The 14,031-nt window shown below is 70.3% G+C and carries 14 protein-coding genes and 2 pseudogenes; 5 read left to right on the top strand and 11 right to left on the bottom strand.

Annotated features, from left to right (window positions below; all coding sequences use genetic code 11):
- Window positions 1–419, bottom strand: a pseudogene (locus KUM40_RS41840) (hypothetical protein); the annotation flags it as partial.
- Between the two features lie 478 nt (window positions 420–897).
- The gene (locus tag KUM40_RS36150) at window positions 898–1,770 is read right to left on the bottom strand and encodes an aldo/keto reductase family oxidoreductase (protein WP_217170556.1); all 873 of its coding nucleotides are present in this window, start codon (window positions 1,768–1,770) and stop codon (window positions 898–900) included.
- A 147-nt stretch (window positions 1,771–1,917) separates the two neighbouring features.
- Here KUM40_RS36150 and KUM40_RS36145 point away from each other — a divergent pair, with 147 nt between their 5' ends.
- Both KUM40_RS36145 and KUM40_RS36140 read left to right on the top strand, forming a co-directional pair.
- Window positions 1,918–2,376, top strand: a complete 459-nt coding sequence (locus KUM40_RS36145) for a helix-turn-helix domain-containing protein (RefSeq protein WP_217170555.1) — start codon at window positions 1,918–1,920, stop codon at window positions 2,374–2,376.
- Window positions 2,377–2,584: 208 nt separating this feature from the next.
- Entirely contained in the window at window positions 2,585–4,105 is a 1,521-nt protein-coding gene (locus KUM40_RS36140) for an MFS transporter (protein ID WP_217170554.1), read from the top strand.
- Window positions 4,106–4,210: 105 nt separating this feature from the next.
- On the opposite strand, the gene KUM40_RS36135 is transcribed toward KUM40_RS36140, so the two are convergent.
- Both KUM40_RS36135 and KUM40_RS36130 read right to left on the bottom strand, forming a co-directional pair.
- On the bottom strand, window positions 4,211–4,501 hold the full coding sequence (locus KUM40_RS36135) for a hypothetical protein (RefSeq protein WP_217170553.1): 291 nt from the start codon (window positions 4,499–4,501) through the stop codon (window positions 4,211–4,213).
- A 420-nt stretch (window positions 4,502–4,921) separates the two neighbouring features.
- The gene (locus tag KUM40_RS36130; protein WP_217170552.1) at window positions 4,922–6,172 is read right to left on the bottom strand and encodes a serine hydrolase; all 1,251 of its coding nucleotides are present in this window, start codon (window positions 6,170–6,172) and stop codon (window positions 4,922–4,924) included.
- A 158-nt stretch (window positions 6,173–6,330) separates the two neighbouring features.
- Between KUM40_RS36130 and KUM40_RS36125 the strand changes: the two genes are divergently transcribed.
- Window positions 6,331–6,945, top strand: a complete 615-nt coding sequence (locus KUM40_RS36125; RefSeq protein ID WP_308401317.1) for a DUF3558 family protein — start codon at window positions 6,331–6,333, stop codon at window positions 6,943–6,945.
- Between the two features lie 49 nt (window positions 6,946–6,994).
- Here KUM40_RS36125 and KUM40_RS36120 read toward each other — a convergent pair whose 3' ends face one another.
- The 4 genes from KUM40_RS36120 to KUM40_RS36105 are packed head-to-tail and all read right to left on the bottom strand — an operon-like array spanning window position 6,995 to window position 11,118.
- On the bottom strand, window positions 6,995–7,558 hold the full coding sequence (locus KUM40_RS36120; RefSeq protein WP_217170550.1) for a GNAT family N-acetyltransferase: 564 nt from the start codon (window positions 7,556–7,558) through the stop codon (window positions 6,995–6,997).
- Window positions 7,559–7,611: 53 nt separating this feature from the next.
- Complete coding sequence (locus tag KUM40_RS36115; protein WP_217170549.1) at window positions 7,612–8,361, bottom strand: ABC transporter ATP-binding protein; 750 nt, start codon at window positions 8,359–8,361, stop codon at window positions 7,612–7,614.
- Window positions 8,362–8,367: 6 nt separating this feature from the next.
- Entirely contained in the window at window positions 8,368–9,747 is a 1,380-nt protein-coding gene (locus KUM40_RS36110; RefSeq protein ID WP_217170548.1) for an ABC transporter permease, read from the bottom strand.
- A gap of 36 nt (window positions 9,748–9,783) precedes the next feature.
- Window positions 9,784–11,118 carry an ABC transporter permease gene (locus KUM40_RS36105; protein ID WP_217170547.1) on the bottom strand — a complete coding sequence of 445 codons (1,335 nt, stop codon included), beginning with the start codon at window positions 11,116–11,118 and terminating at the stop codon, window positions 9,784–9,786.
- A gap of 158 nt (window positions 11,119–11,276) precedes the next feature.
- Between KUM40_RS36105 and KUM40_RS36100 the strand changes: the two genes are divergently transcribed.
- Both KUM40_RS36100 and KUM40_RS36095 read left to right on the top strand, forming a co-directional pair.
- Window positions 11,277–11,939 (top strand): response regulator transcription factor, encoded by a 663-nt coding sequence (locus KUM40_RS36100; protein WP_217170546.1) that lies wholly within the window; start codon window positions 11,277–11,279, stop codon window positions 11,937–11,939.
- Window positions 11,930–13,132, top strand: a complete 1,203-nt coding sequence (locus tag KUM40_RS36095) for a HAMP domain-containing sensor histidine kinase (protein WP_308401313.1) — start codon at window positions 11,930–11,932, stop codon at window positions 13,130–13,132. The genes KUM40_RS36100 and KUM40_RS36095 overlap by 10 nt, the downstream gene beginning before the upstream one ends.
- A gap of 194 nt (window positions 13,133–13,326) precedes the next feature.
- Here the strand turns inward: KUM40_RS36095 and KUM40_RS36090 are convergent, their stop codons facing one another.
- The 3 genes and pseudogenes from KUM40_RS36090 to KUM40_RS36085 all read right to left on the bottom strand — a co-directional run bounded on the left by KUM40_RS36090 (window position 13,327) and on the right by KUM40_RS36085 (window position 13,901).
- Window positions 13,327–13,476: a hypothetical protein gene (locus KUM40_RS36090; RefSeq protein WP_217170545.1), complete on the bottom strand. Its 150-nt coding sequence runs from the start codon at window positions 13,474–13,476 to the stop codon at window positions 13,327–13,329.
- Between the two features lie 50 nt (window positions 13,477–13,526).
- Window positions 13,527–13,619: pseudogene (locus tag KUM40_RS42765) on the bottom strand (hypothetical protein); the annotation flags it as partial.
- A gap of 108 nt (window positions 13,620–13,727) precedes the next feature.
- A complete protein-coding gene (locus KUM40_RS36085; protein ID WP_217170544.1) occupies window positions 13,728–13,901 on the bottom strand; it encodes a hypothetical protein in 174 nt (57 codons plus the stop codon).
- Window positions 13,902–14,031 lie beyond the last annotated feature (130 nt).

Raw genomic sequence — 14,031 nt, 5'->3', positions numbered from 1 at the left:
CGCTCGGCGGCGAGGCGTGCTTCGTCCCTGGCCGTGTCGATGTGCTCCTGGAAGCCGGGGTCGACTTCCATGCCCTGGGTGCCGGACACCGAGCCGCGACGGGTGGGGCCGGCCGGGCCGGGCCGGGTGTCGGACTCGGAGCCGCGCCGGGTGCGTCCCGACGAGGCGAAGCGGGTCGCCGTGGTGGCCTCGGGTGTCGCGGCGCGTTCCGGAGGGCTGGTGGTGCTGCGGACATCGGGGTCCGAGACGGTCCGGGTGCCGGAATCCGTGTCGAGGGGCGCGTGGTCGGCCAGGGCACCGGGTGCCGAGCCGGCTCGGGCGCGGCCGGCCGACGCCCGTCGGGTGCCGGGTGCCGAGCCGGGCCGGGTGCTGTCGGTCCCCGGGGTCCGCTCCAGGGTCCTGCCTCTGGCGCGTTGCACCGTGGCGGTTGCCGCCTGGTTGCCGGCGCTGGACTGGAGCCCGAGGAGAGCCTGTTCCGCCGAGGTCCTGGACGACCCGGACGACCCTGACGACCCGGACGACGCTGACGAACTCCCGGTCTGTCCTTCCTCCCGACGCTCCCGGGTCGCTGTGAGGGCGGCTACGGAAGGCCGTTCGGGGGTTCGGTGGACAGGGGCGCTCATGGACATACCTCTCCTGCTGCCGGACCGGGCCACGCGAAGGTAGCCAGGCCCGGCGAACAGAAAGGGTGCGGCGGGGAAACACTTCACGGACGCGCGCGGAACGCGTCCCGGCCGGGGACGGGCCGGGCAGGGACAGCGGTCTGCCCGGTGGTCCGTGGCTAGGGGCTCACGATTGGACGGTTTGTCCCGGCGACACGCCGCCGAAGTGGCGCTTTTGCCGGGACAGACTGTCCAATCACCGACCGCGCCCCCGGTGTCGTGGGCCCGCCCGCCACTAGCGGCCGATCTTGTCCAGGTCGGCGAGGTCCTCCTCGGAGAGGGCGAGCCCCGCCCCGGCGACGTTCTCACGCAGGTGCGCCACCGACGACGTACCCGGGATGAGCAGGATGTTCGGCGACCGCCGCAGCAGCCAGGCCAGGGCGACCGACATCGGCGTCGCGTCCAGCCGGGCGGCCACCGCGGACAGGGCCGTGGACTGCAGCGGAGTGAAGCCGCCGAGCGGGAAGAAGGGCACGTAGGCGATGCCCAGGCCGGCGAGCTCGTCGATCAGTGCGTCGTCCTGACGGTGCGCCAGGTTGTACATGTTCTGCACGCACACGATCGGTGCGAGGGCCCGCGCCTCGGCGACCTGCTCCGCCGTGGCGTTGCTGACCCCGAGGTGCCGGACGAGACCTTCCCGCCGCATCTCGGCCAGCGCCTCGAGGGGCTCGGCGAGCGAGCCCGGCCGGGGCCCCTGGGCGTCACCGAGCCGGAGATTGACCACGTCGAGCGCGTCGAGTCCGAGATCCTCGAGATTCTCCAGGACGGCGCGGCGCAGGTCCTCGGGCCGCCGGGCCGGCGGCCAGCCGCCCTGCTCGTCACGGACCGCGCCGACCTTGGTCACGACCCGCAGTGCCGCGGGGTAGGGGTGCAGCGCCTCACGGATCAGCCGGTTGGTCACGCGTGGCCCGTAGGCGCCGGCGGTGTCGACATGGGTGATCCCGAGGCCGGCCGCCTCGCGCAGGACGGCGAGTGCGCCGTCGTGATCGGCGGGCGGGCCCATGACACCGGGGCCGGTGAGCTGCATGGCGCCGTAGCCGAAGCGGGTGACGGTCAGGTCACCGAGGGTCCAGGTGCCGCCGGGAAGGGAAACGGGGGATGTGCTCATGCCTCTGTCTTTCAGGTGGAGCCGGGTGGGTGGTGGGTGACGGTGCCGCGCGGCGACCTCTGCGTCAGTATGGGGAGAGCCGCTTCCCCAGGGGAAGCAGGCACCCAGAAGTGCGTAACCCACCCACGGGAAGGAGGGGACCGTCCCATGGCCAGAACCACCACGGCGGCCCAGCAAAAGGCACAGGCCAAGGTGGAGTACGACGCCTTCCTGGCGGCATGCCCGAGCCGGGAGCTCCTGGAGAGGATCTCCGGCAAATGGGTCATGCTGATCCTGTCCGCGCTGGGCAGTGGCCCGTACCGGCCGGACGCCGACTGCGCCACCGGCGGCCCGCGACCGATGCGCTACTCGGAACTGTCCCGGCAACTGGCCGGTGTCAGCCAGAAGATGCTCACCCAGACGCTGCGCTCACTCGAGCGCGACGGCATCGTCACCCGCACCGTGACCCCCACCGTCCCGGTCACGGTCACCTACGAGCTGACCGACCTCGGTCTCTCCCTGCACCACCTGATGCGCGCCATCAAGACCTGGGCGCAGACGCACATGGACGACGTACTGACCCACCGGGAGACCTACGACGGCCGCGCCGCCACGCGATCTCCTTGATCCCGCTGATCCCGCTGATCCCGCTCGATTCCGCTTGATTCCACGAGTGCGCCCGTATCCGCCCGGATCACTCGCATGTGGCTCCTATCACACCGAAATCGGCGATCGAAACGCATGCGTTCACTAACAGGAGGACGTAGGCTGGTAGCGATACGAAACAGTTTCGTTTCGTCCTTGCCCGCCGAGTCAAGTACTGGAGAACGTCCCCATGTCCCAACAGACTGCAGAGCCGGAGGCGACCCCGCTCCGGAAGGCCGGCACCGGCTCTCCGGCCGACGGAGCCTCGTCCGGTCGCCGCTGGTGGATCCTCGCGATGATCGGGCTCGCCCAGTTGATGGTCGTACTGGACGCGACCATCGTGAACATCGCCCTCCCGTCCGCCCAGGCCGACCTCGGCTTCTCCGACGGCAACCGAACCTGGATCGTCACCGCCTACTCACTCGCCTTCGGCAGCCTCCTGCTGCTGGGCGGCCGGATAGCCGACCTGTTCGGCCGCAAGCCGGCCTTCCTGGTGGGCATCGGCGGCTTCGCGGTGGCCTCCGCGATAGCCGGCGCCGCCCCGAACTTCGAGGTACTGGTCACCGGCCGCGCCCTGCAGGGCCTGTTCGGCGCACTGCTTGCCCCGGCCGCCCTCTCCCTTCTCACCACCACGTTCACGGACGGCAAGGAACGAGCGAAGGCCTTCGGCATCTTCGGTGCCATCGCGGGCTCCGGCGCGGCCGTCGGCCTGCTGCTGGGCGGCGTGCTCACCGAGTACCTGAACTGGCGCTGGACCCTGTACGTCAACCTCTTCATCGCGGTCGTCGCGCTCGTCGGCGGCTGGATGCTGCTGCAGAACACCGAGCGCGAGCGCGGTGCCAAGCTCGACATCCCCGGCACCGTTCTGGTCACCGCGGGTCTGTTCGGCATCGTCTACGGGTTCTCCAACGCCGAGTCGCACGACTGGAGCTCGCCGCTGTCGTGGGGCTTCCTGGCCGCCGGCGGCGTACTGCTGGCCGTGTTCGCCTGGTGGCAGACCAAGGCCGCGCACCCGCTGCTGCCGCTGCGCGTGCTCCTGGACCGTGACCGTGGCGCGTCCTTCGTGGCCATGCTGGTCGCCAGCGCCGGAATGTTCGGCGTGTTCCTGTTCCTCACCTACTACCTCCAGCTCACCCTGGGCTTCTCCGCCATCCAGACAGGCCTGGCCTTCCTGCCCATGGTGGCCACCCTGATGCTGTCGGCCACCCTGTCCACCACCTTCATCCTCTCGTTCGTCGGACCGAAGATCGTCGTCCCCGTGGGCATGGCACTCGCCGCCGCCGGCATGTTCTGGCTGACCGCCCTGGGACTGGACAGCTCGTACGCCGCCGACGTCCTGCCGCCCCTCCTGATCGCCGGCCTCGGCATCGGCCTGATCATGGCCCCGGCCATGAGCCTCGCCACCAGCGGCGTGGCCACCGAGGACGCGGGAGTCGCGGGCGCCTCCGTCAACACGATGCAGCAGATCGGCGGCTCCATCGGCACGCCCCTGCTCAACACCCTCGCCGCCAGCGCCGCCACGTCCTACCTCGTCGGCAGGGACCCGACCAACAAGCTCGTCCAGGCCCAGGCGTCGATGGAGTCGTACACCACCAGCTTCCTGTGGTCGGCCGTCTTCTTCGTCGTCGGCGGAGTGATCGCGGTGCTGCTCTACCGGCCCGGCGTCCCGGCCGCGGCGGACCCCGACGCCGCCCCCGCCGTCCACATGTAAGCGGCATGTGGAGGCTCGCACCCACCTGTGGGGACGGGGCGGATGCGAGCGACGGGCCCGGTACTCTCGGCGAGTACCGGGCCCGCTTCCGTGCGGGCGGTGTGCTCACTTGTACGTGAGCCCGTGGGACGGGTCCTGGACGGGACCGAAACGTGGATACCGGCGGCCCGTCTTCGGATTGCGCAGCCATACTCCGTCTTCGGCCAGCCAGGAGTCGCACAGGAAGGCAGCGGCGACGAGGGCGCCCATGGCTCCGAAGGTCAAGGCAAGAGTGGCTCCAAAGCTCCCTTCGGGTTCGAAGTTCACCACCGTCAGCCCTGTCAGGACGACCGTCGAGACGGCGGCGGCCAGTGCGAGGGCCCCTCGGATCCGTCGGCGCCTGCGCGTCTCGGCCATGCCCAGGACGATGCACCAGACGGTCTGGTCGCAGGTCGGGCAGACCTGTTGACGTATGGCGGACCCCCTGGGCGGCCGGGACGTCTGGAGAGGATGAACGATGTACCACTGGACGATCCGGTCACCGACTTTCGTGCCCACGAGCCGGCACGCCAGACGGATCGTCGGACGGCGTCCGACCGGCCCCCTGCTGGAACGTCGCCTCACACCAGCCCTCCGACCCCGAGCGCCACACTCCGCGTCGGATGGTAGCCACCTCGGCCCGGTCGGCCACCCCCGGCGCCGAAACCGTCAGAGAACATCCACACGTGTCCGCCTCGGTCGGCGCGGGTGCCGCTCGGCCCGCTGGTCGCAGGTACGCAGCTCACCGGGCCGAACACCGGGTCGTTCCTGAGTTCCTGAGTTCCCGAACCGGCTCCGCTACCGGGAGTGTGCGGGCCGGGCTTCGCACAGCCCGGCCCGGACGGCGGCTTCGATGTCGTCGTCCTGCGCGTCCGTGCCCCCCGGGTCGACGTTCGCCATGACCGTCGCCTGCCTGCCGTCGGCCGTCGCGCCGCCCGCGGTCTGGTAGCCGAAGATGTCGCCGCCGTGGCCCCAGTACAGGCCACCGCAGGGCAGCGGCCGGCTCTCCAGACCCAGGCCGTACTCCCGGCCGTCGTCACCACCGGTCGGCCGTGTCCTCATCATCGCCTTGAGCTGTGCCGGGCGCAGCAACTCGCCGCGCACGAGGGCGTCCAGGAAGCGGTTGAGGTCGTCGCCGCTGGAGATCATCTCGCCGGACGCGCCTGCGACGGAGGGGTTGAACTCGGTGATGTCGATGAGCGGCGCGTCCTCGCCCGGGCGTGCGTACCCGCGCGGGTGCGGCCCGGGGATCGACGTGGCGTCGCCCGGCACGGACGTGTCGTCCAGGTCGAGCGGTTCGATGATGCGCCGTTCGATCTCATCGCCGTACGAGTGTCCGGTCACCTTCTCGATGAGCATGCCCGCCAGCAGGTAGTTGGTGTTGGAGTAGTGCCACTCGGAGCCGGGCTGCGCGCCGGGCTTCTCGAAGGTCGGCGGGTGGGCGAGCGCGAGGTTCACCAGGTCGCGGGTGTCGTGGTGGGCTAGCGGGTCCTCGAGGATGTCCTGCGGGCTGAGGTGGTCGAGGTAGTCGGGCAGGCCGCTGGTGTGCTGGAGGAGCATGCGCACGGTGATCACTCGGCCGTCGTTTCCGTGTCCGCGGACGACGCCGGGCAGGTAGCGCTCCACCGGGGCGTCGAGATCGACGAGGCGCTGCCCCACCAACTGGAGCACGACCGTGGCTACGAAGGGCTTCGTCATGCTGCCGATCCGGAACAGGCTGTCTCCGCGCACCGGCGCCCGGCTGTCCACGTCCGCGACGCCGCTGGTCAGCGCCGCCCTGCCGCGTCTGTCCCGCGTCGCGACGAGTGCTCCGGGCGCACCGTCCGCGGTGGTCAACCGGTGCATGATCGCGCGCAGCCGAGCGCCGTCGAGGGTGTGGGACGACTGTGCGGTGGCGGCTTTGGCCGTGGCCGCCGTGGCCGCCGTGGTCGTCGCGGTCGCCGTGGTGGCCGTTGTGGCGGCGTGACCCGGCAGGTTCGTGCCTCCCAGCACACTGACTGCCACGGCCAGCGTGGCTGCCCCGCCCCGCGCACGTTTGTGCTTGATCACGTGTCCACCCTCCGTCGTCGTGAGTTCACGATGCCCGAGGGGGTCGGCCGACTCGATGGGGTGGTCATCCGGAACGGCGGTGGGGAAAACCCCCGGTGACGACCGATGCGGCTGTGCCCAGGAGGACTGCCCGGGACCCCTCCCGTCGCTCGAACACTATGGTTCGGCGCATGTCTCCCAGCCCAGGGCAACGAGGCTTCGACCCAGCGACACTCCTGGTCACGGTACTGGTCCTGCTCGTCGGTGGTTGCTCCTCGTCCGGGTCCGGGTCTCCGTCCACAGAGTCACGTCCCTCCACACCGACTCCCAGCGCAACCGATCTGACACAGGCGATGGGCAGGTACGCCGTGTCCTCGTGCGCCATGCTCAGCGATGAGGAGCGTGCCGCCTACGGGATCACACAGCCGGGTCGCGCGATCGACCTGTCCGAGGGTCCCGCCGAGTCGTGCTACTGGCTGGTCTCAACAGGCATCCAGATCGGTTGGATCCCGTACCCCAGTGACCAAGCGCGCGACGAGAAGGCGAACGCACCGGGTGCTCGGCAGATCGAGGTAGCCGGTTACGACGCTGTCCAGACCGCTGATGACGAATCCTGCTACCAGAACGTCTCGATCGGATCCGACCCGGACTTCGTGGTCGTCGGTTCCAGCGGCTCGTTCAGCACCCTGGTCATCCGGAATGAACCCAGCGCTCCCAAAGAAGTGTGTGAGATCGCCACCCTGTTCAGCGAGCTGTTCATCTCCAAGCTCCAGAAGCTCGATCTGTCGGCTTGACCTGTCGGCCTGATCGGAGCGAAGCCGACCCACCGGGGGCCGGTCCGCGTCAAAGCGGCCTGGCCGACGGCGGCCACTCTCGCCTGATCAGCCCGAACACCCAGGAGTCGGACACCTCGCCGTTCACGACGCAGTCCTCCCGCAACGTCCCTTCACGCACGAATCCGATCTTCTCCAGAACCCGGGCGGATGCCGCGTTGCGCGTATCGGCCTCGGACTGGACCCGGTTCAGGTCCAGCGTGTCGAACGCCCACCGCAGCAAGGCGTGCGCGGCCTCCGTCGCGTAGCCGTGGCCCCACATCGCCTCGTCGAGGCAGTAGCCCAGCGAGGCGCTGCGGTAGACCGGGTTCCATTCGGTCAGGCCGCACCAGCCGACGAAAGCCCCGTCGGAAGCGCGGTCGATGGCCACCCGCGCTCCGGTGCCTTCGGCCTCCACCTTCCGGCACGTCGTGACGAAGCGCTCGGCGCGGGCCCGTTCGGTCCACGGCGGGGAATCCCAGTAGCGCATCACGTGGGTGTTGCTGTGCAGTGCGTAGAGACGGTCCGCGTCGGCGTCGGTGAAGGGCCGCAGTCGCAGCCGGTCGGTCGTCAGTACGGGAGTGGCCAGAGTCATGCGCATCATCTTGCGTCCTCATGGGCCAGGCGGAACACCGAATATCCGTGTCCTCACCGGGCGTTCGTCTGTTCCGTGAGCCTGCCCTTGCGCAGGCTGAGGATGCGGTCGGACTGCGTGGCCAGGTGCTGGGAGTGGGTGACGACGACCACGCACTTGCCCTGATCGTGGGCGAGTTCGCGGAAGATGTCGATGATGCCCTGGGCGGTGTCCTCGTCGAGGTTTCCGGTGGGCTCGTCGGCGAAGAGGATGTCGACGTCGCAGGCGAGGGCGCGGGCGATGGCGACGCGCTGCTGCTGCCCGCCGGAGAGCCGCAGCACGTTACGGGTGGCCGTCGCCCCGTCGAGACCGACCTTCTCCAGTAGCCGCAGGGCGTGGGCCTTGCGGCTTCCGGTCCCGGGTTTGGCACCGGTGATCTCCATGGCGCAGGTGACGTTCTGGAGGGCGGTCATGTAGGTGAGCAGGTTGTACTGCTGGAAGATCGTCGCGGCGTGCTTGTTGCGGTAGCGGCCGAGACCCAGCCTGGTGAGGTCCTGCCCGTCGAAGCTGATCGTGCCCTTGGTAGGGGTGTCGAGGCCGCTGGCGAGGCTGAGCAGGGTGGTCTTGCCGCTGCCGGAGGGGCCCAGGACGGTGTAGAGGGTGCCGCGTTCGAAGGCGTAGTCGATGCTCTTGAGCACGGTGGTCCTGCGGCGCTGGCCTGAGTAGGTGTGGCTGACGTCGGCGAGGCGCAGGACGGGCGGGGCGGCGGTGGCAGTCGCGGCGGCGTTGGTGGCGGCGTTGGTGGCGGCGGTGTCGCTGGTCATGGCGGGTCACTTGCCCTTCGTGAGGATGGTGCGGGGACTCAGGCGCAGCACGGACGCGGCCAGTACGGCGGTGGCGAGCAGGCCGATGCCGAGGCCGACGCCGCCGACGGTGGCGAGGTCCGCCGGGTCGAGCGCCACCGTGATCGTGTCGATGGGGTCGGCGTTCTCGACGGGCTTGTCGTTCATGTCGATGCCCTCGTTGAGGCCGGTGCTGCCGGGCGGCGGGGCCTCCCAGGAGTCGATCTTCTGCTTGGCGGAGCTGGCCTCCCTGCCGAGCAGCGCCTGGCCGGCGCTCTGGGTCAGGTCCGGGGCGAACAAGGAGCTCAGGCCGACGGCCACGGCCGCGACGAGGACGATCTCCAGGGCCTGCTGGGAGATGAGCCTGCTCTTCCGCTCGCCCATGGCGAGCAGGACGCCGTACTCCTTGCGGCGCTGCCTGACGGCGAGGTTGACCAGGAGGGCCAGGACGGCCGCGCCGGCGATGCCCATGAGCCACATGGCGACGGTGGCCGTGGAGCGGATGCTCTTGAGCGGACCGGTCATCTGCTGGACGGCCTTGTCGTTGGCGTCCAGCTTGAAGCCGTCGAACGCCGAGCCCGCGATCCGCTTCGCCTCGTCCTTGAACGCGCCCTGCACGTCGGCGTCCTGGAGGAGGAAGGTCGCCTCGCCGACCTGGAGCGGCCCGTCACCCGCGGAGTTGATCACGGAGAAACCGCCCACCGTTCCGTACACCATGTTGGCCGGGCTGATGGCGTACTCGGGGTCGGGTTCGGCGCTGGGGCTCGGGTCGCGGTAGATGCCGCCCACGGTGAAGTCGGCCGTGGTCTTCTCCTCGTTGCCGGTCAGGGTGAGCGTGTCGCCGACGGCGAGGCCGTTCTGCCTGGCCAGCCGCTCCTCGATCAGCAGCAGCTTCTTGTCCTTGTCGGCGGCCGTGAGGTGCTTGCCGGACAGGAGGGTGAACGTGCCGTTGCGGAAGTCGGGCAGCAGCGAGGTGTCGAGGACGCCCATGCCCACGGTGCCGCCGGGCCCCATGGGGTCCTTGGGCCCGCCCTCGGCCAGTTCGGCGCCGCCCTTGAGGATGACGCGGTCCCACGCCGAGTACGTGTACTTCTGCACCTGGGGCAGCGCCCCGAGCTCGTCGACGGTCGCGGCGTCGATGCGCGGGGCCTGGAGCTGTCCGCCGCCGCTCAACTGGTCCATGTCGATGGCGAGATTGACCTCGGCGCCCACGGAACGCTTGGCGTCCTGCTCGGCCCGGGCCGTCGCGTCGTTGATCAGGATGCCGACCAGCACCATCACGGAGATGACGAGGAAGGTGGCGAGGGTGATGAGGGTGCGGCCCTTGCGGGCCCACAGGCTGAGCCCTGCGCGTTTGACGAAGTTCATGGGGATCGGCTTTCTCGTCCGTGCCGGGGGCGCCGGCTATTCGGTGTCGGTGAGGATGGAGCGGGGATGCAGGCGGAGAATCCCGATGCCCGGGACGACGGTGGAGACCAGGGAGATCCCGAGCCCGATCCCGGCGACCTTGCCGACGGCGGCCGGCTCGACCCGCACCGTGGGCGGAGCGATCTCGGCCCCCGGCGCACGAACCGCCGGTGCCGGTGCCGGTGCCGATGCAGGCTCGTCGTCCTGAGGGCCGAGGAGCGCGTCCCCCGCGGGCTGTCCGGCGAGCGCCCCGGCCAGTGCGGCGAGCGCGACGGCGGGCACGGCCACGGCCGCCACCTCCACCGCGTGCTGGCCGATGAGCTGCCACTTCCGCTCGCCCATCGCGAGCAGCACCCCGAGCTCGGTACGCCGCTCGCGGATCTGCAGCGTCACGATGAGCCCGAGGATCAGCGCACCGGCCACGGCGATCGCCCAGACGATCAGCCCCGCGAACGTGCCGACCCGCTGGATCGAGCGGACCTGGTCCCTGTACGCCTTGTCGTTGACGCGGAAGTCGAAGCCGCCCGCACCGAGGAGCCGTTCGGCCTCGGCGTACAGTTGCTCGGCCTGGTCCGGCGATCCGATCTTGTACACGGCCTCGCGGACGGTCGCGGTGCCGGTGTGGAGCTGCCGCGCGATGCCCACCGGCACGTACAGCGCGTTGCCGGGCAGCTCGTGCGGCGGCGTCCAGCCCTGCGGATCCCGCGTCGGGTCCTGGAAGACACCGACGACCGTCAGGGCCGCCGTGCGCTCGCCGTCCCCGGAGCGCACCCGGACGGTGTCGCCCACCTCGAGGTGGTTCCTGTCGGCCAGGCGCCGCTCGATCACCGCGACGTCCCGGCCCGCGTCCTCGGGAGCGATGCCGCGCCCCGCCGTGATCTTCGTCGAGCCGTACGAGAAGGGCAGCAGCATGCCCAGGTCACGGACACCGTTGAGGGCCAGCGGCCCCTGCTCCTCCTCTTCCTCCTCTTCCCGCTCTTCCTCTTCCCGCGCCTCCTTCTCCCCGGCACCGCTGCCGCCCGGCTTCGGCGCATTCGACGTCAGCGGCGTGAAGCCACGCGCTCCGGCCCGTACCAAAAGCTCCGGGTTGTAGCGGTGCACCAGGTGGAAGGCGCCGAGCCGGTCGGCCAGGGCCGGGGTGAGGCCCTTCTTCTTGACGGTCACGTCAACGCCGATGGTGCGCTGCGCGTCGGCCTCCTGGCGGGCGGCGGCGGCCTGCAGCAGGAAGCCGCCGAGGAGCAGGGTGCAGATGACGACGAAGAGCGCCAGCAGGGCGGCGGTCTTGGACTTTCTGGCACCAAGGCTCATACCGGCGCGCTTGACGAAGTTCATGCCCGAGACACAAGCAGCCCGCTGTTTGCAGCAGGATAAGCGCGTTACAGCGGCATAAGGACCGGCCGGGCCCGGACCGGACCGGACTGGCCCGGAGTGCTCCGGGCGGGGGCCGCACCCTTATCCGGCTGCAATCATGACCTTGATTTCATGGGGCCATGAGAGTTCTGGTAGCCGAGGACCACCGTGTGCTCGCCCGCACCGTCGCCACCGGCCTGCGGCGCCAGGCGATGGCCGTCGACATCGCCGCCACCGGCGACGAGGCCGAGCGGATGTGTCTGCTCACCGCCTACGACGTGCTGATCCTCGACCGCGACCTGCCGGTCATGACCGGCGACGAGGTGTGCAGACGGCTGCGGGAACTCGTCGACCCGCCGCGGATCCTGATGCTGACCGCGGCGGGCGAACTCACGGACAGGATCTACGGCCTCACCTCGCTAGGCGCCGACGACTACCTCACCAAGCCCTTCGAGTTCCCCGAACTCGTCGCCCGCGTACGTGCCCTGAGCCGTCGCGCGCCCAAGCAGCAACCCACCGTGCAGCGCTTCGGGAGCATCACCCTGGACGATGCGCGACGTGAAGTCTCCGTGGACGGCCGCCCGCTGGAGCTGACCCCGAAGGAGTTCGCCGTCCTGCGCCTGCTGCTCGCGGCCGGTGGTGCGCCGGTGCGGCACGACGTACTCGTCCGCACCGTCTGGGACGAGCACCTCGACCCGCGCACCAGCGCGGTCCGCGCCACCGTCAGCCGGCTGCGCGGCAAGCTCGGTGACCCCGGCCTCATCGCCGCCGACAAGGGAGAGGGATACCGGCTGTGCGACTGAAGCCACGGCCGCGACCACGGGCGCTGCTGAGCAGACTGCCCTTCCGCGCCCGCCTGGCCGCCGCCATCTCCTTGCTCTTCCTGCTCGCCGGTGTCGCCCTGCTCGCCTTCGTCGTGCTGCTCGCGCGCTACGGAACGGAGCAGCAGCTCGAGGGGATGTCGGTCAAGCGCGGCGATGCGCCGGACAGCCAGGTGGCGCCTTTCGGGCCAGTGAGCCCCGTCCGGCCGGGCGGTCCCTCTCCGGTCCCGAGCGACGTCCTCATGATCCAGAAGATCGACCAGACCGTGCAGGCCGTCCAGGACACCGCGCTGCGCCAGATGGTGCTCTGGTCCGCCGTCGGCCTCCTCGTCATGGCGTTGCTGGCCGGACTGCTCGGCTGGTGGCTCGCGGGACGGGCACTGCGTCCCGTCGCCTCCATGACCGAAGCCGCCCGCCGCATCAGCGAACAGAACCTGCACCAGCGCCTCGCGCTCACCGGCCCCGACGACGAGCTCCACCGCCTCGCCGACACCTTCGACACGATGCTCGACCGACTGGAGAAGGCCTTCGAGAGTCAGCGTCGCTTCGTCGCCAACGCCTCCCACGAACTCAAGACGCCCCTCGCCGCCCAGCGCACCGCCCTCCAGGTCGGCCTCGCCGACCCCCTCCCCGAGAGCCTCGTCGATGTCCGCGAGGACCTGCTCACCACCAACCGCGAAGCCGAACACCTCATCAACGCGCTCCTTCTGCTCGCCCGCAGCGACCGCGGCCCGGACCGGACCGAGGGCGTGGATCTCGCGCACACCGCCCACCTCGTCACCGCCGAACTCGCCCCGCAGGCCGCCCGGAACGACGTACGCGTCGACGTCGGCGCCGACACCCCGCTGGTCGTTCCCGGCGAACCCGTCCTCCTGCGGCACTTGCTGACGAACCTGATCCACAACGCCGTCCAGTACAACCACCCCGGCGGTCACGTCCGCGTACGACTCGACGCCTCCACCGTGACGGTGACCAACACAGGCCCCCACGTGCCCGCCGAATGGATCCCCGACCTGTTCGAGCCCTTCCGCCGCCTCGACGCAGACCGCACCGCCACCACCGGCCACGGCCTGGGACTGTCCATCGCCGCCTCCATCGCCGAGGCCCACCACGCCACGCTGACGGCACAACCCGGCACCGACGGCGGACTCGTCCTCACCCTGCGCTTCCCCTGAGTGCCAGTGCCCTCGACCGACGGTGTGCGCCGAAGCGGAGCCGTCGAACCGGTTGGCGTGCCCCGACCCTTGGCACGGTGGTGGCGGAAGAGGCGCCACGTGGGCGTCGAACCAGCCCCCAACGGCTCACCGGCGTCGTAGACGCTCACGATGAGCTTGCGCCAACGCAGGGGCGAGCTGAGGGTCGGTGAACTTCAGCGCGGCATCCAGAACGCGACGCCCTGGTCGTCGTAGAGCGCCTGGTACGTCATCTGGCTGCCGAGGGTGCAGATCTCGGGCAGCGGGCCGTCTTCCTCGTACTGGGCCACCCGGCCCGCGTCGGTGACACGAACAGGGCCCCGCACGCGTCCCGGACGCGCAGCGCGTGCAGCTCCCACCGCATGTAGTCGCTGAGCGGCGCTTCGACCACGCGGGCACGCCGGGCCGCGAAGCCGTTCCGCTCGACCTTGCGGTGGTACTTCGCCATGTCCGCGTGGGCCGCTTCCAACAGCCGCAGGGACTCGTCCCAGTCGCCCCGCCAGAACGCCAGTACTTCTCGAAGTCGGCGTAGTAGCCCTTGAGCGCCATCCGCTCTCCCACCGCGCCGTGCAGCGGACTACGCATCCGGGAGGTCTGCCTTGGCCGCGAGGATCGCCGCCAGGGGGATGATGACCAGGGGGATGACCAGCCGCTCCCCGGGATCCACCGGCATGTCGAAGGCGCGTCGCCATGAAACACCGGCCACGTCCGCGGCGACGGTGCCCTGCGACCGCAGCCGGGCGACTGCCACTGATGCTCCTATTGCTGTCAAGCGGTCTGGACCCAGTCGCGGTAGGCGTGGGCCAGATCGTCGTCGCGGGTGAGCCCTCGTTCGAGTCTGGAGATGGTTGTGGGCCAGACGCGGAAGTGCTGGGCGACGA

The sequence above is a fragment of the Streptomyces sp. AC512_CC834 genome (assembly GCF_019049325.1).
Taxonomy (GTDB): Bacteria; Actinomycetota; Actinomycetes; order Streptomycetales; family Streptomycetaceae; genus Streptomyces.
Note: the sequence above shows the minus strand (reverse complement) of the source record. Positions and strands in the feature narration are given on the sequence as shown.

Coding starts and splice junctions, on each gene's coding strand:
- KUM40_RS36100 (WP_217170546.1), top strand. CDS start 11,277: ATGAGAGTTCTGGTAGCCGAGGACCACCGTGTGCTCGCCCGCACCGTC.
- KUM40_RS36115 (WP_217170549.1), bottom strand. CDS start 8,361: ATGACCAGCGACACCGCCGCCACCAACGCCGCCACCAACGCCGCCGCG.
- KUM40_RS36140 (WP_217170554.1), top strand. CDS start 2,585: ATGTCCCAACAGACTGCAGAGCCGGAGGCGACCCCGCTCCGGAAGGCC.
- KUM40_RS36120 (WP_217170550.1), bottom strand. CDS start 7,558: ATGACTCTGGCCACTCCCGTACTGACGACCGACCGGCTGCGACTGCGG.
- KUM40_RS36110 (WP_217170548.1), bottom strand. CDS start 9,747: ATGAACTTCGTCAAACGCGCAGGGCTCAGCCTGTGGGCCCGCAAGGGC.
- KUM40_RS36135 (WP_217170553.1), bottom strand. CDS start 4,501: ATGGCCGAGACGCGCAGGCGCCGACGGATCCGAGGGGCCCTCGCACTG.
- KUM40_RS36145 (WP_217170555.1), top strand. CDS start 1,918: ATGGCCAGAACCACCACGGCGGCCCAGCAAAAGGCACAGGCCAAGGTG.
- KUM40_RS36105 (WP_217170547.1), bottom strand. CDS start 11,118: ATGAACTTCGTCAAGCGCGCCGGTATGAGCCTTGGTGCCAGAAAGTCC.
- KUM40_RS36150 (WP_217170556.1), bottom strand. CDS start 1,770: ATGAGCACATCCCCCGTTTCCCTTCCCGGCGGCACCTGGACCCTCGGT.
- KUM40_RS36125 (WP_308401317.1), top strand. CDS start 6,331: ATGGTTCGGCGCATGTCTCCCAGCCCAGGGCAACGAGGCTTCGACCCA.